Below are 18,841 nucleotides of genomic sequence, written 5' to 3'. Positions count from 1 at the left end.
GAGCGGCCGGCGGCACCGTACCCGGCACGCTTTTGGCCGCGCGTCGGCCAGCGTGGCCATGTTCGGAAGACTCGGTCGGACCGGCTTCGCGGGCGTCCTCCTGGTGCTCGGCGGCCTCGCGCTGCTCGCGCTCGAGAACGTCGTCATCGCGGGGGGCATCGCGCTCGTCCTGCTCGGCCTCCTGCTGGTGGCGCGGGGACTCGTCGGGTCGATGCTCTCGGCGTTCGGGATGCGCTAGCCGCCCGTCCCGTCGGCGCGTTCGGGGTCGTCGACCCCCGCCCGGTGCTCGCTGATGAGGCGGTCGACCATCGACCCCTTGCGCTCGCGGCGGCGCGCCTCGGCGCGCTCCTCCCAGTCGTCGACGACCGCCTCGATCTCCGGTTCGCGGGCGACCGCGAGTTCGTCTATCTCCTGTATCGTCACGTCGTCCGCGGGGCCGACCGGTATCCCGTGGTCGAACAGCACCTCGTCCGCCACGTCCGAGAGGCCGCCCTGCCGGAGGACGACGCGCGGCTCCGTCTCGGCGAGGCGCTCGGCCGTGGAACGGCCGGCACCGCTCGCGTCGCGCAGGTACACCACGTCGCCCGTCGCGAGGCCGAAGCGCTCCTCGGCGCTCTCGATGGCCCCCTTCGTGAACTGCTCGACCACCTTCACGGGCACCAGGTCGCGCTGGTGGTCGGCCACGTCGGCGAAGTTCGAGTGGTCGAGCTTCCAGAGCGTCTTCAGGCGTTCGAGCTTCTCCGAGAGCGCCTCCGTCTCCTCGCGCTGGTCGTCGAGTCGACGTTTCAGCTGGTCGTTCTCGCGTTCGAGGCGGACGACCGCCCGGCGCTCGCGGGCCTCGCGGCGCTCCTCGCGGCGGGCCTCGCTCAGTTCGCGCTCGTACTCCTCCAGGCGCTCGTCCTTCGTGTCGATGGTCTCGCGGAGGCTGTCGGCGTGGGACTCGAGGCGCTCGATGCGCGCCTCCAGGCGCTTGATGCGCTTCTCCTCGGCCGTCAGTTCGCGGACGGTGTGTTCGTGCTCGTCTTCCTCGGGCGCGTCGTCCGCCGTGAGGTCGTCGACGACCGCCTCGACAGACTCCTCGCCGGTGAGGACGCGCGCGATGACCTCGCCGCGGTCCAGCGGCGCGGGCACCTTCCGGGCGATGCGGTCGAACTGGTCCTCGTGGTGGTCGAACGCGAAGAGGGCGGCGGCGGTGGCGTCGCGCTCGTGGTCGTTGTCGTAGCCGACCTCGCGGGTCCGGTGCTGTTTCGAGTCGACCGGGAGGTCGCGTTCGGGCGTCCACGGCGCGGCGTCGAAGCTCCGGCGGAGTTTCTCGACCGTCTCGGGCATCGGCGTCACGTCGGCGGCGACGAGGATGGGCCGCCCGCGCTCGATGATCCACTCGATGACGTCGGCGGTGTCGGCCGTCCGCGTCGAGAGCACGTCGAGGACCGTCCCGCCGAGGCCGACGACGGCGACGGCGGTGGTCGTCCCCGGGTCGACGCCGACGATGACGTGGTCGCGGCGCTTCGCCAGCGGCTGGAACTCGATGCCGTCGCGGCGCTCGCGTTCGATTTCGACGCGCACGTCGCCGCGCCGGACGCTAGAGACGGGGAGGTCGCCGGGGCGCGCCTCGACGGTGAAGACGGCGTTCGAGAGCCCGCCGTACTTCTCGGTCTTCTCGACGGTGAACTCCAGCCCGGCGTCTCGGAGGTCGGACTCGACCTTCCGGGTCCGGTTCTGCACGTGGCCGTGGATGCGCCGCGTGTAGCGGTCCTCCGACCAGCCGCCCTTGCCGGTCGAGCGACCGCGGGCGACCTTCACGGTCGTGGTGTTGGTGAACGCGCTCACCTCGTAGCCGACGTTGGCGGCGGCGAGGCGGGCGGCCGCCTCCGCCTCCTTCATCGGCTTCTTGCCGTAGGGGACGCCGTGGCGCGAGGCGACCCGCGAGAGCGGTTCCGGGCGCTCGGCACCGGTCACCTGCACCAGTGTCGTCTCCTCGGGGAGACTGCGGAGGAAGTGGACGAGCGCGTCCTTGTCGGCGGCCAGTTCGTACATGTTGTCCGTCGCCACGATGGCGGGCCGCTCGCGGTCGATGAGCCGTCGGAGCTTTCGCAGGGAGACCACGTCGCGGTCGAGGTGCTCGCCGTCGAACGCGACGACGGCGTAGGAGGGGGCGTCGCCGCGGACGTCGCCGCTCTGGACGTCGACACCGAACACGACCGCGTCGAGCGCACTCGTGCGGGTACTCACGGCGTTCGCTAGACGGCGCGGCGATAAAAACCTCGTGACGGTCGCGGGGGCGTCGACGGAGCGACGGCCGTCGTGGCCCGGCGGCGACCCGCGAGAGCGGTTCCGGAGGGCTACGAGTCCGGGTAGGGGACGTCGAGTTCCTGGCCGTCCTCGGCGACGAACACCTCGCCGTCGAAGGCCTCGCGGGCGTCCGCGAGGAGGGGGTCCACGTACCCCCCGTAGCGCGTCGAGACGTGGATGAGCGCGAGGCGTTTCGCCCCGGCGCGGCTGGCCACGCTGGCGGCCTCGCGAGCGGTCGAGTGGCCGGTCTGGGGGGCGCGCTCGGCGTTGTCGTCGGCGAACGTCGCGTCGTGTATCAGGAGGTCCGCTTTGGAGGCGGCCTCGACGGTGGCGTCGGTGGGGCGGGTGTCGCCGGTGTAGACGACGCGACGGCCGGGGCGGGGGGCACCGACGACCTGTTCGGGGTCCACGACCGTCCCGTCGGCCAGTTCGACCGCGTCGCCCGCGTGGAGTTCCGAGAACTTCGGTCCGGTCGGGACGCCGAGTTCCTCGGCGCGCTCGCGGTCGAACCGGCCCTTGCGCTCGTCCTCGACGACGGCGTAGCCGACGGAGTTCGTCCGGTGGTCGGTGCGGAACGCGCGCACCTCGTAGGCGTCGCCGCGGAGCGCCACCTCGCCGGGGCGGACCTCGTTGATTCGCAACGGGTAGGCGGGGTGCGTACTGGTCGCGCGGAGGAGTGCCTCGACGTCGCGGCGGGTGCCGGGCGGGACGTGGACCGCGAGCGCCGCCTCGCGGTCGTTGAAGTCCATCGTCTGACAGAGGCCGGGGAGGCCGAGGACGTGGTCGCCGTGGAGGTGAGAGAGGAAGATATGCGAGACGTCGAAGCCCGTCCGGAAGCGCATCATCTGGCGCTGGGTCCCCTCGCCGACGTCGAAGAGGAACCGCTCGCCCTCCCGGCGGAGGAAGACGGCGCTCGTGTTGCGCTCGGTCGTCGGGACGGCCCCGCTGGTCCCGAGGAACGTCACGTGCATACGCACACTGGCCGCGGCGGTCGGATAGCCGCTTCGAAAGCGCGCGAAGCTTTTTGCCCTCGTTCGGGCGATATCGAGGTATGAGTCCCCTCAGCGAGCGGACGCGGGAGACGGTCGTCGAGGTGGCGGTCTTCGTCATCTTCGGTCTCGGGTTCCTCGACCTCTTCCTCGGAGTCGTCCCCGGCGTCCCCTTCTACGTCGTCTGGGTCGTCGGGTTCGCCGTCGTCCTCCCCCTCCTCGCGATTCTCCTCGAGGACGACGACCGAGCAGACGAGGCGATGCTCGACGACCTCGACCGGAGCATGTCGCGCCTGGGTCGCGACCTCGAACGCGCGGCCGACCCGTGGAGCGCCCGCCGGCGCCGCGAGACGCACCGCACGGTCGACGACGACGGCGACCCCCCGCTCACGGACGCCGTCGAGACGCTCCGGTCGCGGTACGCCCGCGGCGACCTCACCGACGCGCAGTTCGAGCGGAAACTCGACCGTCTCCTCGAGACCGAGAGCCCGGAGTCGGCGGCGGAGTGGCGGAGCCGAGAGCGGAGGCGCGGGCACGAGCCCCCTCGGGAGCGCGAGTTCGAGGACGCCTGAACCGGCACCGTTCAGACCGTTCAATCGCCGGACGGCGGTCGCGCTGAACGCTCCCGAACGGTCGACCGTGTTTTGTCGGGGGGACGAGTACGGCGAGCCGTGATGGACCGACCACGAGCCACCCTCCTGCTCGTCGGCCTCGTCGCCGTCGCCGGCGTCCTCGGGGCGACCCCCCTGATGGACGCGGCGGACGACTCGGACGACTCGGACGACGACGGGCCGACACCCGACCCGGACGACGACACCACGGAGCGCGCGGCCGTCACCGGCGGTGACGACGCGACCGGCGGCGACGCGCTCGACCCGAACCCCGAAGCCGACGGGGCGTAGCCACGTCCGCCGGGAAGCGTCCCACGGTCGACGACCGACCGATTCATAGCCGTCGGGCGGCCAGGTCGGGTATGGACGGCCCGCTGTGGACCGAGACGCACGCGCCGACGCTCGAGGAGCTCCCGCAGGCGGAGGTGCGCGACGCGGTCGGGCGGGCGGTCGACGAGCCGATGAACCTCGTGTGCTACGGGCCGCAGGGCGCCGGCAAGACCGCCGCCGTCCGCGCGCTGGCGCGGGAGGCCCACGACGACACGGACAACGACCTCGTCGAGTTGAACGTCGACGACTTCTTCTCCCGGACGAAGACGGAGGTGAAGAACGACCCGCGCTTCGCGTCGTTCCTCGTCGGGCGCTCGCGCATGTCGAAGCGCGACATGATACACCACGTCCTCAAGGAGTCGGCGGCCTACGCGCCCGTCTCGGGGTCGTACAAGACCCTCCTGCTCGACAACGCGGAGACCATCCGCGAGGACTTCCAGCAGGCGCTGCGCCGGGTGATGGAGCGCCACCACCGCACCACGCAGTTCGTCATCGCCACCCGTCAACCCTCGAAGCTCATCCCGCCGCTCCGCTCGCGCTGTTTCAGCGTCCCCGTGCGGGCGCCGACGCACGACGAGGTGGTGTCGGTGCTCCGGACCGTCGTCGAGCGCGAGGACGTCGAGCACGACGACGACGGCCTGGAGTACGTCGCGGGCTACGCGAACGGCGACCTCAGGCGGGCGATACTCGCGGCGCAGACGACCGCCGAGACGGCGGACGCGGTGACGATGAACGCGGCCTACGAGGCCCTCGGCGACGTCGGCCTCACGGGGACCGTCGAGGAGATGCTCGCCGACGCCGAGGCGGGCGAGTTCTCCGCGGCTCGGAACACGCTCGACACCCTCCTCGTCGACGAGGGCTACAGCGGGCAGGAGATACTGAGCGACGTGCTGCGGGTCGCCCGCTCCCGGCACTCGGGAGCGGAGCTCGCGCGCCTGCACCGCCTCGCCGGCGAGGTCGACCTCGACCTCGCGGAGGGGGCGAGCGACCGCATCCACCTCGCGCACCTGCTCGCCGAACTCGGACGCTCGGCCTGAGAGGGAGCGCGGAGGAGCGGGGAAGTCGAACGCGTCGTTACTCGTTTCGCGGGACCGCGAGGTTCCGCAGGTAGCCGCCACAGCCCGGACAGCGCCGGCCGTGGTCGTCGGTCCGGTAGCGCTTCAGGCACCCCTGACACTCGTAGTAGGGCTGGTCACTGCTCATGCAACGGGGTAGACGTTCGAGGTGTGTTAACACTTGCTGTACCCCACCGCGTGGCCGACAGTCACGGCCGGCGACGACAGTCAGGGAGCGTCGCGAGAGAGGACGAGCACGTGGCGGTCGAGCGAGCGGTGGACCCGACGGCTGAAGCGCGCCTCGACGGCCCAGCCGGCGGTCTCGGCCGCCTCGCACCAGGAGCGGTCGGCGACGAGGACGCATCGCGGGGCGACCCGGCGCGCCTCGGCGAGGGCCTCGCCGACCAGTTCGTCGAGGCCGCCGACGACCTTCGACTGCCGACCGTAGGGGGCGTCGAAGACGACGGCGTCGACGCTGTCGTCGCGGAGGGGGAGGTGCGTGGCGTCCCCCTGAAGGGTCCGGGCGCGGTCGGCGCCGAGGTAGTGCGCCAGGTTCTCGCGGGCACCGCGGGTCATCTTCGCCTGAGCGTCGAGGCCGAGGACGTCGGCGCCGACGAGTCCCGCCTCGACGAGGACGCCGCCGGTGCCGCACATCGGGTCGAGGAGGCGAGTCCCGGGGCGAGCGCCGGCGAGGTTGACCAGCGCCCGGGCGAACATCGGGTCCATGCTCCCCGGCTGGAAGAAGGGGCGGTCGGTGGGGCGCCGGGCGCTGAAGTCGCGGGGCGTCTCGACCGCGAGCCACCCCAGCGCGCAGGTGTCGCCCGCGAAGTACGCCCGGAGTTCGTGGTCGGGGGCGTCGAGGTCGACGGCGAACCCGCGGGCGACGAGGACGCTCCCGAGTTCGCGCTCGGCGCGCCGGGTGTCCACCTCGCACCCCCGGAGCGCGCTCGCGCGGACGGCGACCGTCCCCTCCCTGTCGATGCCGGCGGCGTCGAGCAGGGCGCGGGCGCTCTCGACGCTCGCGTCGGTCGTCCCGACGAGGTCACAGACCCGGCGGGTGTACGCGAGCGACGCGACCCGGTCGGCACAGCCCCGGGCGGTGGCGAGGGCGGGCGCGAGCGACCGGACGTCGGAGCAGGCGCTCGCGGCCTCGGCGCGCGCGAAGGCGTCGTCCTCGCCGACGAGTTCGAGCAGGTACACGGAGGGGAGTCGCCGACGCGGTCGCTTGAGCGTACCGGATGCCCGAAGGTTCCATCCTCGACCTGTCAGGACATCCCCCTCATATTTATAAAGGTTAAATACGTGTTTTAAGTCGAAACACATGACCGACCCCAAGGAAACCATCAACATCGAGAACGTGGTGGCCTCGACCGGCATCGGCCAGGAGCTGGACCTTCAGAGCGTCGCGATGGACCTCGAAGGGGCCGATTACGACCCCGAGCAGTTCCCCGGCCTCGTCTACCGGACCCAGGAGCCGAAGTCCGCCGCGCTCATCTTCCGGTCGGGGAAAATCGTCTGTACGGGGGCGAAGAGCACCGACGACGTCCACGAGAGCCTCCGCATCGTCTTCGACAAGCTCCGCGACCTCGAGATTCAGGTCGACGAGGACCCCGAAATCGTCGTCCAGAACATCGTCACGAGCGCCGACCTCGGGCGCACGCTCAACCTCAACGCCATCGCCATCGGGCTCGGTCTGGAGAACATCGAGTACGAGCCGGAGCAGTTCCCCGGCCTCGTCTACCGCCTCGACGACCCCGACGTGGTCGCGCTGCTGTTCGGTTCCGGGAAGCTGGTCATCACGGGGGGGAAACAGCCCGTCGACGCCGAACATGCCGTCGACAAGATCGTCTCGCGTCTCGAGGACCTCGGCCTGCTCGAGTAAGCGAGCATGACACTTTCTGGTGCGGTCGGCGCGCCGGTACTCCAGGACGTAGTGCCGACCGCGGGCGGCCCGCTCGCGGTGCTGGGGACGTTCGTCGTCCTCACCCTCCTGTTCGCGCTCACCGCCCACATCGCCGCCCGGTACGTCCTCGGCGACGTCCCGTACTCGCGGGCGCTGCTGGTCGGTCCCGTCCCCGCGGGAGTGACGCTCCTGCTCCAGCAGTACCCCACGTGGGCGATGATACTCGTCGGACTGGTCGGCGACTTCCTCGCCATCCGCCTCGTCTACCGCGTCCGGGCGAAACTCGGGACGCTCATCACCGTCGTCCACTACGCCGTGACGGTCATCCTGAGCCTCACCGTCACGAACCTGCTGTTCATCCTGTCGAGCGCACCCGGGTGACCGTCACTCCACGAGACGTTCGATTTCGGTCACGAGGATGCCGCTCGCGCCCTGCTCGCGGAGCTTCGAGATGGTCTCGAAGACGTCGCGCTCGTCGACGACGACGTGGACCGCGAGCATGTCGTCGCCGGCGATGTCCATCACCGTCGGCCCGCCGAGACCGGGGATGACCGCCTTCACGTTGTCGAGGCGGTCGCGGGGGACGTTCATCATCAGGTAGCGCTTGCCGGCGGCGGCGAGCACCGACTCGAGGGCGGTGCGGACCTGCCGGACCTTCTCGCTCTCGACGGCGTCGGGGTGGGCGAACAGGCGGACGGAACTGGCCATCACCTCGCTGACGACACCGAGTCGGTTCATCCGGAGGGTCGTCCCCGTGCTCGTGATGTCGACGATGGCGTCGGCGATGTCGACGTGGGGGGTGAGCTCCGTCGCCCCGGAGACCTCCGCGACCGACACCTCGACGCCGCGCTCGGCGAAGAACTCGCGGGTGATGCGGGGGAACTCGGTGGCGACGGTGCCCCCGTCGAGGTCGGCGACCGACTCGACGGCGTCGTCCTCGGGGGCGGCGAGGACGAGGCGGCACTGGCCGAACCCGAGGTCCAGCAGGTCGACGAGGTCCGTGCCGGACTCGCGCTGCATGTCGAGACCCGTGACGCCGACGGCTGCGGCACCGTCGGCGACGTACTCCGGGATGTCGGCGGCGCGCGCGAAGAGGACGGTGACGTCGGGGTCGACCGTCTCGGCGTACAGTTTCCGGTCCGCGCCGTCGACGAGGTGGAGGCCGGCGCGTTCGAGGAGGTCGATGGTCGGGTCGTGCAGGCGGCCCTTGTTGGGCACGGCGATTCGCATACCCTCCGTCTCGCGGGCGCCGGGGAACTGTCTTTCCCTCGCTCGACGCTCAGACCGTCCGGATACCGTTTCGGACGCGCTGGGCGTCGAGGTCCGTCTCGGGGTGCTCGCGCTGCGTGTGGTCCTCGATGCTGTTCAGCACCTCGCTCTCCGTGGCTCCCTGCGCGGTGAACGAACAGCCGTCGACGGCGCAGTCGAACTGGTAGGCCATACCCCGACGGACGTCAGTGGCCGGGGAAAGCGTCCTGCCTGCCCATCCAGGTCGCTTCGGTGGATTGACGCCCCGCCCCCGGATAGTCGAGGTATGACGACCCTCGGAATCACCGACGGCCGCGTCCTCCGACCCGACCTGTCCGTCGAGGAGGCGGACGTCCTCGTCGACCGGGAGGGGGGCGAGGTACTCGACGTCGGCCCCGACGCCGGCCGGGACGCCGACGAGCGGTTGGACGCGAGCGGCGGCCTCGTCGTCCCCGGCCTCGTCAACGCCCACACCCACGCCGCGATGACGCTCCTGCGGGGGTACGCCGACGACAAGCCCCTCGAGTCGTGGCTCCGCGAGGACGTCTGGCCAGCCGAGGCCGAACTGACGCTCGACGACATCGCCGCCGGCACCCGACTCGCCGCCCTCGAGATGATTCGCTCGGGGACGACTGGCTTCGCCGACATGTACTTCCACGTCCCCCGGGTGGCCGAGGTGGTCGAGACGGCGGGCCTGCGCGCGCGCCTCGGGCACGGCGTCGTCACCGTCGGGAAGGACGAGGCGGCGGCCTGGGCCGACGTCGAGGAGAGTCTCGACGTCGCCGAGACGGTCCGCGAGACCAGCGACCGCATCGAGACGGCGTTCATGCCCCACAGCCTCACCACCGTCGGCGAGGAGTACCTGCGCGAGGGCGTCGCGCGCGCTCGCGACCTCGACGTCCCGGTCCACATCCACGCCAACGAGACGCGCGGCGAGGTCGACCCACTCGTCGAGGAACACGGCGTGCGTCCCCTGGAGTACGCCCGCGAGGTCGGCCTCCTCGAACCCGAGGACTTCCTCGCCCACGGCGTCCACGTCGACGAGACCGAAGTCGAACTGCTGGCGGAGACCGGCGCGAGCGTGGTCCACTGCCCGGCGTCGAACATGAAACTCGCGAGCGGGATGGCGCCGGTCCAGCGCCTGCTCGACGCCGGCGTCGGCGTCGGCCTCGGGACCGACGGGGCGGCCTCGAACAACGACCTCAGCCTCCTCGGCGAACTGCGCGACGCGGCCATGCTCGGCAAACTCGCCGCGGACGACGCGAGCGCCGTCGCCGCGCCGGACGCCGTCCGGATGGCGACCGCCGGGAGCGCCGACGCCCTCTCCCTCCCGGGTGGACGCATCGCGCCCGGCGAGGCGGCCGACTGCATCGTCGTCGACCTCGACGCGGCCCACCTCACGCCGGTCCACGACCCCGTCAGCCACCTCGCCTACGCCGCCGCCGCGAGCGACGTCCGCCACACGGTCTGCGACGGGCGCGTCCTGATGCGCGACCGGGAGGTCCTGACGCTCGACGCCGACGCGGTCCGCGCCGAGGCCGCCGACCGCGCACGCGACCTCGTCACCCGCGCGAATTGAACGTCGAGAGGCGTTCGTAAACGATATAAACGACGCTCGGAGCGTCCCGTCGGCTCGTGAACGCAACGAACGACACCACCTATTTATCTCCGTGACTGTCATCGAATCTCTCGTATGTCAGAAGACAAGACGCGGTTCGTGCTCACGGTGACGCTGCTGCTCGTGCTCTCGGTGGTCGCACCGGGCGTCGCGGCGGCGGAGTCGGAGGAAATCGACGTGACCGTCTCGCAGGACGAGGCGGTCACGGTGACCGTGACGGAGAACGGGAGCGCGGTCGAGAACGCGACGATCGTCGTCGCGCTCGACGGGAACGCGACCGCGAACGAGACGGACGGAAACGAGACGGACGGAAACGAGACGGACGGAAACGAGACGGACGGAAACGAGAGCGTCGACGCGGACGCGGAGGCTTACGCGGGCACGGGCGAGTACCGGACCGACGCGAACGGGTCGGTCGACCTGCCGACCCCGGAGACGGACGTCGTCGTGACGGTGACGGCGACGGCGGGCGACGCCACGGCGACGGAGCGCGTCACGCTGCGAGCGACGGAAGAACCCGAGTCGAACGCCTTCGGTCAGCGCGTCGCGCAGTTCGTCCACCACCTGCAGGAACGCTACGGGGACGGCGGCGACGAGGACCGCTCGTTCGGCGCCATCGTCTCGGAGTTCGTCACGGCGAACAACCCGAGCCACGACAACCGGCCCGACCACGCCGGCCCGCCCCACGCCGACGACCGGCGTGGTGGGGAGGACCGTGAAGGCGACGAACGAGGGGAGGACGCCGACCGCCGCGGTCCGCCCGCCGACCGCCCCGGGAACGGTCAGGGGCCGCCCGGTCGCTGACACTCGGAGTCGAAGCGGCCGACCAACCACGACTTTTCCGAGGACGACCCGGTAGGGTTTTCCCCGCCGTATTCGACGTATCGAGCATGTCCTATCCGTGCATCAGCGAGCAACTCGACGACGTCGAGGGCGCTCGCGAGGAGGGCCGACGGAAGATCGATTGGGCGAGACAGCACATGCCCATCCTCGCGGCGCTCCGCGAGGAGTTCGAGGACCTGCGCCCCTTCGAGGGCCAGCGCATCGCCATGGCGATGCACGTCGAGGCGAAGACGGCCGCGCTGACGGAGACGCTCGCCGCCGGCGGCGCCGACGTCGCCATCACCGGCTGCAACCCGCTCTCGACGCACGACGACGTGAGCGCCGCCCTCGACGCCAACGAGAACATCACCTCCTACGCCAAGCGCGGTGTCGACGACGAGGCGTACTACGAGGCCATCGAGGCGACCATCGACCTCGACCCGACCATCACCGTCGACGACGGCGGCGACCTCGTCTTCCGTATCCACGAGGAACACCCCGACCTCGTCGACGGCATCATCGGCGGCTGTGAGGAGACGACCACGGGCGTCCACCGCCTGCGTGCGATGGACCGCGACGGCGCGCTCGACTACCCGGTGTTCGCCGTCAACGACACGCCGATGAAGCGACTGTTCGACAACGTCCACGGCACCGGCGAGTCCGCGCTGGCGAACATCGCCATGACGACCAACCTCTCGTACGCGGGCAAGACGGTCGTCGTCGCCGGCTTCGGCGACTGCGGACGCGGCGTCGCGAAGAAGGCCGCGGGGCAGAACGCCCACGTCGTCGTCACGGAGGTCGACCCCCGGCGCGCGCTGGAGGCGCACATGGAGGGCTACGAGGTCCTGCCGATGGTCGAGGCCGCCGAGAAGGGCGACGTGTTCATCACCGTCACGGGCAACCGCGACGTGGTGTCGCGCGAGCACTTCGAGCGGATGCAGGACGGCGTCCTGCTGGCCAACGCCGGCCACTTCGACGTCGAGGTGAACCTCGACGACCTCTCGGACCTCGCCGCGGACGTCCGGGAGGTCCGCGACGGCGTGATGGAGTACGAACTGGACGACGGCCGCCGTCTCAACGTGCTCGCGGAGGGCCGTCTCGTCAACCTCGCCGGGCCGCTCGGCCTCGGCCACCCCGTCGAGGTGATGGACCAGAGCTTCGGCGTGCAGGCGGTCTGCGTGCGCGAACTCGTGGCCGCCCACAGCGGCGGTCTGCGCGACCGCCTCGCGGAGACGCTCCGCGAACGCCTCGGGCGTGCCGACCGCCTCGAGGCGGTCGGCGAGGACACCTACGGTCCCGGCCTCCACGCGGTTCCCGACGCCCTCGACCGCGAGGTGGCCACCGTGAAACTCGACGCCGAGGGCATCGACATCGACGACCTCAGCGACGAGCAGACGGAGTACATGGACGACTGGCGCCACGGGACGTAAGGTACCCGAGGCGCGCCGACCCGGGTCGACTCGACCGGCGGCGGCCCCACCGGGTGCAGGGGCGATACCACCGACCCGGTCGCCGAAATCGCGGGCGAGCGGCCGCGTGCTCGCCCTGAGTCGACTGATTTATCCGCGGTGCGGGGCGAATGAGAGCAAATGTCGAACTCGAAGGGGAACCGGCGCGAGCGCGAACTCGTCAACCTCCTCGACGACCGGGGCTTCGCCGTCATGCGCGCGCCCGCCAGCGGGAGCGCGACGACCCGCGAACTGCCCGACGTCCTCGCCGGCAACGGCGACGTGTTCTACGCCATCGAGGCGAAGGCGTCGGCGGGGCGGCCCATCTACCTCACCGGCGAGGAAGTCGAGGCGCTGGTCTACTTCGCGCGGAACTTCGGCGCGAAACCCCGCATCGCCGTCCGCTTCGACCGCGAGGACTGGTACTTCTTCCACCCCGCGGACCTCCACGTGACCGACGGCGGCAACTACCGCGTGAAGAAGGAGACGGCGCTCTCCGAGGGGACGGACGTCGAGGAACTCACGGGCGGACCGGCGCAGACCCGACTCGTGGACGGCGAGGAGTAGCGAAGTAAGTCGAAGCTGCCGGGCGCTCAGACCGTGAGCGCCGGCGGGGCGCGCTCGCGCGGGGCGACCCGTTCGAGGCGCGACAGCGGGAACGAGTAGCGCTGGAGGTCCTCGAACTCGCCGTCGGCGGGTCCCGAGAACGGGTAGACGACGCGGACGACGGGGTCGTCGGCCGGGTAGCGCTCGTTGCCGGGGTAGTCCGCGACGGTCGTCTCGACGGTCGGCAGGTCCCGCGCCACCTCGTCGAGGGTGGTCTGTCGGAGCGGAACGGGCGACTCGTCGGCCGGCACGTCCGAGGGTTCGACGACGACGACGAGCGCGTCGGTCTCGCGGTCGCGGACGGTCGTGCCGGGCGGGAGGTAGCAGTCGTCGCAGAGCGCGGGCCGTTCCTCGCGGACGAACGCCTCCCGGCCACAGCCGCGACAGGTGACGGCGCGGTAGCCCGGGGCAGGGACGCGACCCCCCGTTATTTCGAGTGCAACTCGGCGGATGTGTTTGCAGCGCTCCTCGCGGTACTGGTTGTCGGGACACGAGCAGACGCCGTCGACGAGGTCGACGGTGTAGGTGTGCCCGCTCTGGCTGTACACGTCGTAGACGCCGCCACCACGGACGCTGACGGCCATCCGCTCGGTCCACGCCCGCGCGGCTCTCGGGTCGAGTCGGCGGGTGTCGGGGGCGAGTGCGGTCCGCGGTGACGCTGGTGTGATTTCGGTTGGCGTCATGGTTTTCGGCTCCGGAGCGAGCGAATCGCTCCACGGGAAACGTAGGTCGCGCAGACGTATGAGTCGCTCGCCCGCCGGCGCAAGCCGAGTCGATTGGTCCGCTTCGAAGCGCTTTTGCTCCGGCCGTCGAAACCGCGGGATATGGCTCTCGAACGGGAGGCGTTGCTCGAAATCGCCGTCTCCATCGTCGCCGTCGGGCTGTTCATCGCCGTCATCGTCGGCATCGGCGTGACCTACAACGGGTCGACCGGCCTCTCGAACGAGGGCGCCATCGCGCTCATCGCCAGCATCGGCGGGTTCGTCCTCGTGATGTCGCTCGTCGGCTACTTCCTCGCCGGTCGGACCGGGCGATAACGGTTACAGTTCCTCCGCGTAGTACTCGAGCGGGTGCGAGATGGTCGCACAGAGGTCGTCCGGATTCACGCAGTCGCCGAGCGCCTGCATCGTCGCGCAACTCGGCGGGGCGTAGGTCCCGCCCTCGCTCGCCAGGCGTTCGAGGGCGTAGCCGAACGCCTCCCCGTCGCGACCGGTCAGCGCACGTATCTCCTCGTCGCTCATCCCGACGCGCGCGAGGAACGACACCAGCGCGAACGTGGAGTGCGCCGGGAGGTCATCGTCGTCGCGGGCGGCCGCGAGGAGGTGTTCGATACAGGGCGGGAACGCCTCGCTCGTTGGGTCGGCGTCGAACGACCGCGGGTAGTTGCGACTCGACAGCGCGCGCTCGACGTCGCGGGCGGTCGAGTCGAGCGCCGACGCGATGGGGTCGGGGACGTCGAGCGGGAGGCCGGCGGCGACCCGTTCCTCGACCGCCCGCCGGAGGAGTTCGTGGAGTTCGGCGCGCGTGACGCCGACGGTCCCCGACGCGAGGTCGCGGCGCACGAGCGCCCACCCCTCGCCGCCGGGCGCGAGGCGGAGGTAGGTGCCGACGCGCACGCGGTAGCCGTCGGCCGCCTCCCTGACCTCGTCATCGAGGCCGAACTCGCCGAGGAGGTCGGGGAGCGCGAGCGTCGCCCCGCCGGGGCGGGTCCCGGAGAACTCCTCGGAGAGGCGCTCGTAGGCGGTCGCCGCCTCGGCGGCGGCGTACTTCTCGACGGCGCCGGGGACCTCGAGCAGCGAGACGAGGACGCGCGCGACGGGGTACGAGAGCACCTCGACGCGCGGGGTGACCCGGCGGTCGGTCTCGACGGTCCCCGCGACGAGGGCGCGCTCGACGCGCTCGCGGCCGCGGTCGACCGCGGGGTGGTCCTCCTGGACGAGCGAGAGGAGGTCGACGCCCGCCGCGCCGACGGCCTCGCGGGCGGCGTCGAGAAACGGGTAGCGGGCGTGCGACGCGTCCATACCCCCCATCACCGGACGCGGCCGGTTAAGCGCTCTGAAGCCGCGGTCGACCGCCCGGGGGCGGCGGTAGAGGTTTACGTTCGGGTCGTCAATCGGGTCGGGTGAGTAACGACGTATGACCACGACCTGCTGTCTCCGGTCTCGGGAGACCCTCGACCGGACGACAGCGCCGGTATCACTCGCTCCGGACGACGCCGCTCGCCGCGGGCGTGGCCGCCGATGAGCGTCATCGCGGAGCTCCGCATCCCCGCGACGGCCTTCGAACTGGGTCGGACGCTCGACGTGCGCTCGGGGACCGCCCTCGAACTCGAATCCGTCGTTCCACTCGGCGACAGTGCCGTTCCCTTCGTCTGGATGTACCGCGTCGACGACCGGACGGGCGCGGCCGAGCGGGGGAGCGCAGTCTCCCGCGACGACGACTGCCTCGAACCGGTCGACGTCTACGACGACCGGGCGCTCTACGCCGTCGAGTGGAACCTCGACACCGACGACGTCTTCAGCGCGGTCCGCGCCGAGGAGGGCCACGTCCTGCGCGCGACGGCGGTCCCCGACCGCTGGACGTTCAAGTTCCGGTTCCCCGACCACGAGTCGCTCTCGGCGTTCAGGCGTCACTGCCGGAGCGAGCGGATACCGCTGGAGGTGCTGCGCGTGCGCTCGCCGGAGACCCCCGGCCGCCCGCGGTTCGGCCTGACCGACCGCCAGCGCGAGACGCTCTCGCTCGCCGTCCAGCGGGGGTACTACGCCATCCCGCGACAGTGTACCACCATCGAACTCGCCGAGACGCTCGGCATCTCCGACCAGGCGGTCACCGAGCGCCTGCGGCGCGCCATCGTCGCGCTCGTCGAGGACACCCTCGGGGCCGACGAACGCGACGGGTGGCGTGACTGACACCGGGGCTGGTGTACCATGCTCAACCCTGATTTGACCGTCACGTGTGGTCACGAGTACCCGGCGGGCGACAGACGGCCGCATTCGGTGTTCCAACGCGGTGACCGTCCCTCGCATCCAGCGGTCACCCGAATCGCTTGTGGCTGGTCGCCCTCCGGGGACCACGCGGCGCGTCGCCGGCCGACGGCGACACCGTGAGTCCGCCAGCTCACCGGCCGCGTGGTGGACACGACCACACGGTCGCTCGCGTTCCGCGGCGACCATCACCGCCGACCGCGCGGCTGTCGGGGTGGTTCTCGACTGCACCCCCAGCCGTCCGGTTCGTGAGGTGTGTCCGCCGAGTCGAACACGCTATTACGCTCGCTGACCACGTACGGTCCGTGCCGCGGTTTCGCTATCCCTGTCCGGACTGTCGCTCCACGAACAGCCTGCACGACCCCGACTGCCGGTTCGACGGGACCGCGTGGGAGGACATCGAGCGGGCGTACGTGAGCATCCTCGGCGTGCTCTCGACGGGCGCGACGCGGGAGGGCCGACTCAGGGAGGCGGTCGACGGTCCGTGGGACCGGGTCCACTCGGCCGCGCTGAGTCGCCTGCGCCACGACCAGCGCGTCCAGGAGACGCCCGGCGGTGCCCTCGAACTCCTCTCGCCCGCCGAGTACAGGGAGGAGGTCGCCGTCCCCTCCGAGGACTCCCTCCAGACCATCTACGAACACGGGAGCGTCCCCGGCTGTCACGACCACGCCGTCTTCTCGCTGGTCGCGTACTACCGGAGCGTCGGCTTCTCGTGGCAGGAGACCCGCGAGCGGGTCGTCGACTGGCTGGAGGAGAGCGGGACGTGGGCGCGAGGGGGGTTCGACGAGGCCAGTCCCGGCGAGGTGGTCGACTCGAAGCGACACGTCTACGCGCAGGCGTACGGCTGGCGACAGGCCGCCCGGGAGGCCGCCGCCGTCGTCGAACGGAGCGTCTAACGCGGGGGGCGCCACGCCCACCGCGTCGCCCGGACGCCCGCGACGGCCGAGGCGGTGCCGACGACCAGAAAGAGCAGCGACCGGGCGGCGGCGTCGGCGTCCTTCCCGCAGGCCGGAATCGCGGTCACCGTCGTGAGACACCCGAGCGCGAACACCGTCCCGACGACGAGCAGGGAGACCCCGAGGCCGAGGCCGAACGTACCGCCGAGGAACCGGGCGTGCGGTGAGGCCATAGTGGCAGAGTGCGCCAGCCGACGCTTAAGCGCCGTGGCCGTCGTCTGACGGAGAGCGGACGTCCGTCCTACGACGTGCGCCACGGGACGGCCCGACGGCTCCGGAGGTCGGGTCGGTCGGAGAAGTGGAGCGTCGGGGGACGGGTCGCGTCAGTCGCTCTGGATGCGCGGGGCGAGCATGTAGGTGACCTGTCCCTGCCCCTCGGCGATTTCGAGGTGGAGTTTGACGGGGAACTCCTGGCCGAGTTCGATGGTGATCTCGCCGTCCTTCGGGAGCGCCTTGTTCATCTCCTTCAGGTAGTCGAGGCTGAACAGCGAGCGCGCCTCGCCCGCCGAGAGGTCGATGAGGTCCTCGCGGTCGAGTTCGAAGTGGACGTCGTCGGTGTCGCCCTCCGCGTCCACGTAGAACACCTCCTCGTCGACGTCGACGCCGAGGGCGATGTGGTCGCTCACCATGTCGGCGGCCTTCACCGCGCGGTCGATGTCGCGTCCCTCGACGACCACCGTCGCCGGGAGGTCGAGGTCGGGCAGGTCCGGTTCCTGACGGATGGAGTCGGGGTCGATGAGCGCGAGGGTGTACTCGAGGCCCTCGATCTGGATGTGGAGCTTTCGCGTCTCCTCGTCGAGTTCGAACTGGACGAGCTGGTCGGCGTCGGCCATCTTGGCGATGTCCTCCAGCCGCGTGAGGTTGACGCCGATGACGCCGCCGTCGGCCTCGTAGGACTCGAACGCCGCCGCCGACAGCGAGAGGTCGACCATCCCGACGTTGGCGGGGTCGACGGCCCGAATCGTGAGCTCGTCTTCCTCCAGTCGTATCTTGCACTCGTCTACCAGCACGCTCACCGAGTCGAGCGCGGCCCGGAGCGTCCCCGAACTCACGATAGCCTTGAACATGAACGCGGATTACGGCGACGGCATAAAAACATGAACGGTTCACGCGCGTGCGTGCGACGGTGCCCCCCGCTCGAAGCTACCCTCACCGGCTCGCACGTCGAGACGAAGCGCGTATCCGGCGGCCTCGCGTACCCGCCGGCATGGCTCGCAAGGACGAGTACTACAACCGCGCGAAACAGCAGGGCTATCGCTCGCGCGCGGCCTACAAGCTCGAACAGTTGAACGAGACGGCGGGGCTCGTCCAGTCGGGCGACACGGTCGTCGACCTCGGCGCCGCCCCCGGCGGGTGGCTCCAGGTGGCGCACGAACTCGCCGGGGAGGGGGGCACCGTCGTCGGCGTCGACCTCCAGCGCATCAAACCGCTGGAGGGCGTCGAGACGGTTCGCGGCGACATGACCGAGGAGGAGACCAGAGAGCGCATCAAACACGCGCTCGACGGCGAGGAGGCGGACGTCGTCGTCTCGGACATGGCGCCGAACATGAGCGGGGAGTACTCGCTCGACCACGCCCGCTCGGTGTACCTCGCGCGGATGGCCTTCGAGACGGCCTGCGAACTGCTCGGGCCGGGCGGCGACTTCGTCGCCAAGGTGTTCGACGGCCCCGACCTGAACGACCTGAAGCGCGACGTGGAGCGCGAGTTCGACTACGTCCGCGAGGTGCGCCCCGAGGCCTCCCGCAAGGAGTCCTCCGAACTGTACCTCGTCGCCAAGCGACGGCTCACCGCGCCGGTGCGCGTCGGGGATAAACTCGACGTCGAAATCGAGGACGTCGGGAACGAGGGCGACGGCATCGCCAAGGTGGAGGGGTTCACGCTGTTCGTTCCCGACACCGAGGCCGGCGACAGCCTCAGGGTGCGCGTCACGGACGTGAAGCCGCGCTTCGCGTTCGCGACGCGCGCCGACGGGGAGTAGG

At 70.9% G+C, this 18,841-nt stretch carries 24 protein-coding genes; 14 read left to right on the top strand and 10 right to left on the bottom strand.

Annotation, left to right across the window (positions count from 1 at the left end; genetic code table 11):
* The first annotated feature begins 58 nt into the window (after nucleotides 1–58).
* Complete coding sequence (locus tag P1Y20_RS11520) at nucleotides 59–238, top strand: DUF7470 family protein (RefSeq protein WP_304448804.1); 180 nt, start codon at nucleotides 59–61, stop codon at nucleotides 236–238.
* Here P1Y20_RS11520 and P1Y20_RS11515 read toward each other — a convergent pair.
* Both P1Y20_RS11515 and rnz read right to left on the bottom strand, forming a co-directional pair.
* Entirely contained in the window at nucleotides 235–2,232 is a 1,998-nt protein-coding gene (locus P1Y20_RS11515; protein ID WP_304448803.1) for a DUF460 domain-containing protein, read from the bottom strand. The genes P1Y20_RS11520 and P1Y20_RS11515 overlap by 4 nt on opposite strands.
* 110 nt (nucleotides 2,233–2,342) lie before the next feature.
* A complete protein-coding gene (gene rnz / locus P1Y20_RS11510) occupies nucleotides 2,343–3,269 on the bottom strand; it encodes a ribonuclease Z (protein WP_368662151.1) in 927 nt (308 codons plus the stop codon).
* 74 nt (nucleotides 3,270–3,343) lie between these two features.
* On the opposite strand from rnz, the gene P1Y20_RS11505 reads away from it, so the two are divergent.
* From P1Y20_RS11505 to P1Y20_RS11495, 3 genes are all read left to right on the top strand, one after another.
* A complete protein-coding gene (locus P1Y20_RS11505; RefSeq protein WP_304448801.1) occupies nucleotides 3,344–3,853 on the top strand; it encodes an SHOCT domain-containing protein in 510 nt (169 codons plus the stop codon).
* Between the two features lie 102 nt (nucleotides 3,854–3,955).
* Nucleotides 3,956–4,183 carry a hypothetical protein gene (locus P1Y20_RS11500; RefSeq protein WP_304448800.1) on the top strand — a complete coding sequence of 76 codons (228 nt, stop codon included), beginning with the start codon at nucleotides 3,956–3,958 and terminating at the stop codon, nucleotides 4,181–4,183.
* Between the two features lie 71 nt (nucleotides 4,184–4,254).
* Nucleotides 4,255–5,259, top strand: coding sequence for an AAA family ATPase (locus tag P1Y20_RS11495; RefSeq protein WP_304448799.1), 1,005 nt, complete (start codon nucleotides 4,255–4,257; stop codon nucleotides 5,257–5,259).
* 37 nt (nucleotides 5,260–5,296) lie between these two features.
* On the opposite strand, the gene P1Y20_RS11490 is transcribed toward P1Y20_RS11495, so the two are convergent.
* Both P1Y20_RS11490 and P1Y20_RS11485 read right to left on the bottom strand, forming a co-directional pair.
* Nucleotides 5,297–5,425, bottom strand: a complete 129-nt coding sequence (locus tag P1Y20_RS11490; RefSeq protein ID WP_304448798.1) for a rubrerythrin-like domain-containing protein — start codon at nucleotides 5,423–5,425, stop codon at nucleotides 5,297–5,299.
* Between the two features lie 80 nt (nucleotides 5,426–5,505).
* On the bottom strand, nucleotides 5,506–6,477 hold the full coding sequence (locus tag P1Y20_RS11485) for a methyltransferase domain-containing protein (RefSeq protein ID WP_304448797.1): 972 nt from the start codon (nucleotides 6,475–6,477) through the stop codon (nucleotides 5,506–5,508).
* 121 nt (nucleotides 6,478–6,598) lie between these two features.
* On the opposite strand from P1Y20_RS11485, the gene P1Y20_RS11480 reads away from it, so the two are divergent.
* The gene (locus P1Y20_RS11480) at nucleotides 6,599–7,159 is read left to right on the top strand and encodes a TATA-box-binding protein (RefSeq protein ID WP_304448796.1); all 561 of its coding nucleotides are present in this window, start codon (nucleotides 6,599–6,601) and stop codon (nucleotides 7,157–7,159) included.
* A gap of 6 nt (nucleotides 7,160–7,165) precedes the next feature.
* On the top strand, nucleotides 7,166–7,561 hold the full coding sequence (locus P1Y20_RS11475; protein WP_304448795.1) for a DUF7473 family protein: 396 nt from the start codon (nucleotides 7,166–7,168) through the stop codon (nucleotides 7,559–7,561).
* Nucleotides 7,562–7,564: 3 nt separating this feature from the next.
* On the opposite strand, the gene hisG is transcribed toward P1Y20_RS11475, so the two are convergent.
* Together hisG and P1Y20_RS11465 are read right to left on the bottom strand one after the other, a co-directional pair.
* Nucleotides 7,565–8,410, bottom strand: coding sequence for an ATP phosphoribosyltransferase (gene hisG, locus P1Y20_RS11470; protein WP_304448794.1), 846 nt, complete (start codon nucleotides 8,408–8,410; stop codon nucleotides 7,565–7,567).
* A 49-nt stretch (nucleotides 8,411–8,459) separates the two neighbouring features.
* Complete coding sequence (locus tag P1Y20_RS11465) at nucleotides 8,460–8,621, bottom strand: DUF1059 domain-containing protein (RefSeq protein ID WP_304448793.1); 162 nt, start codon at nucleotides 8,619–8,621, stop codon at nucleotides 8,460–8,462.
* A 93-nt stretch (nucleotides 8,622–8,714) separates the two neighbouring features.
* Here P1Y20_RS11465 and P1Y20_RS11460 point away from each other — a divergent pair, with 93 nt between their 5' ends.
* The 4 genes from P1Y20_RS11460 (at nucleotide 8,715) to hjc (ending at nucleotide 12,883) form a co-directional block, all read left to right on the top strand.
* A complete protein-coding gene (locus P1Y20_RS11460) occupies nucleotides 8,715–10,007 on the top strand; it encodes an amidohydrolase (RefSeq protein WP_304448792.1) in 1,293 nt (430 codons plus the stop codon).
* Between the two features lie 114 nt (nucleotides 10,008–10,121).
* Nucleotides 10,122–10,850, top strand: a complete 729-nt coding sequence (locus tag P1Y20_RS11455) for a hypothetical protein (protein WP_304448791.1) — start codon at nucleotides 10,122–10,124, stop codon at nucleotides 10,848–10,850.
* 86 nt (nucleotides 10,851–10,936) lie between these two features.
* Nucleotides 10,937–12,298, top strand: a complete 1,362-nt coding sequence (locus P1Y20_RS11450; protein ID WP_304448790.1) for an adenosylhomocysteinase — start codon at nucleotides 10,937–10,939, stop codon at nucleotides 12,296–12,298.
* Between the two features lie 159 nt (nucleotides 12,299–12,457).
* Nucleotides 12,458–12,883: a Holliday junction resolvase Hjc gene (gene hjc / locus P1Y20_RS11445; RefSeq protein WP_304448789.1), complete on the top strand. Its 426-nt coding sequence runs from the start codon at nucleotides 12,458–12,460 to the stop codon at nucleotides 12,881–12,883.
* A gap of 26 nt (nucleotides 12,884–12,909) precedes the next feature.
* Here the strand turns inward: hjc and P1Y20_RS11440 are convergent, their stop codons facing one another.
* Entirely contained in the window at nucleotides 12,910–13,605 is a 696-nt protein-coding gene (locus tag P1Y20_RS11440) for an SWIM zinc finger family protein (RefSeq protein WP_304448788.1), read from the bottom strand.
* A 141-nt stretch (nucleotides 13,606–13,746) separates the two neighbouring features.
* Between P1Y20_RS11440 and P1Y20_RS11435 the strand changes: the two genes are divergently transcribed.
* Entirely contained in the window at nucleotides 13,747–13,959 is a 213-nt protein-coding gene (locus P1Y20_RS11435; RefSeq protein WP_304448787.1) for a DUF7472 family protein, read from the top strand.
* Between the two features lie 3 nt (nucleotides 13,960–13,962).
* Here the strand turns inward: P1Y20_RS11435 and P1Y20_RS11430 are convergent, their stop codons facing one another.
* Nucleotides 13,963–14,943, bottom strand: a complete 981-nt coding sequence (locus P1Y20_RS11430) for a DNA primase (RefSeq protein ID WP_304448786.1) — start codon at nucleotides 14,941–14,943, stop codon at nucleotides 13,963–13,965.
* Between the two features lie 219 nt (nucleotides 14,944–15,162).
* On the opposite strand from P1Y20_RS11430, the gene P1Y20_RS11425 reads away from it, so the two are divergent.
* Nucleotides 15,163–15,831: a helix-turn-helix domain-containing protein gene (locus tag P1Y20_RS11425; protein ID WP_304448785.1), complete on the top strand. Its 669-nt coding sequence runs from the start codon at nucleotides 15,163–15,165 to the stop codon at nucleotides 15,829–15,831.
* Between the two features lie 380 nt (nucleotides 15,832–16,211).
* Complete coding sequence (locus tag P1Y20_RS11420) at nucleotides 16,212–16,802, top strand: DUF7474 family protein (RefSeq protein ID WP_304448784.1); 591 nt, start codon at nucleotides 16,212–16,214, stop codon at nucleotides 16,800–16,802.
* Here P1Y20_RS11420 and P1Y20_RS11415 read toward each other — a convergent pair.
* A complete protein-coding gene (locus tag P1Y20_RS11415) occupies nucleotides 16,799–17,035 on the bottom strand; it encodes a hypothetical protein (RefSeq protein ID WP_304448783.1) in 237 nt (78 codons plus the stop codon). The genes P1Y20_RS11420 and P1Y20_RS11415 overlap by 4 nt on opposite strands.
* Before the next feature lie 150 nt (nucleotides 17,036–17,185).
* Nucleotides 17,186–17,929: a DNA polymerase sliding clamp gene (locus P1Y20_RS11410; protein ID WP_304448782.1), complete on the bottom strand. Its 744-nt coding sequence runs from the start codon at nucleotides 17,927–17,929 to the stop codon at nucleotides 17,186–17,188.
* Between the two features lie 140 nt (nucleotides 17,930–18,069).
* On the opposite strand from P1Y20_RS11410, the gene P1Y20_RS11405 reads away from it, so the two are divergent.
* Complete coding sequence (locus P1Y20_RS11405; protein WP_304448781.1) at nucleotides 18,070–18,840, top strand: RlmE family RNA methyltransferase; 771 nt, start codon at nucleotides 18,070–18,072, stop codon at nucleotides 18,838–18,840.
* Nucleotide 18,841 lies beyond the last annotated feature (1 nt).

This window comes from Halomarina ordinaria (genome assembly GCF_030553305.1).
Lineage (GTDB): Archaea > Halobacteriota > Halobacteria > Halobacteriales > Haloarculaceae > Halomarina > Halomarina ordinaria.
This window is presented reverse-complemented; position numbering and strand designations above follow the sequence as displayed.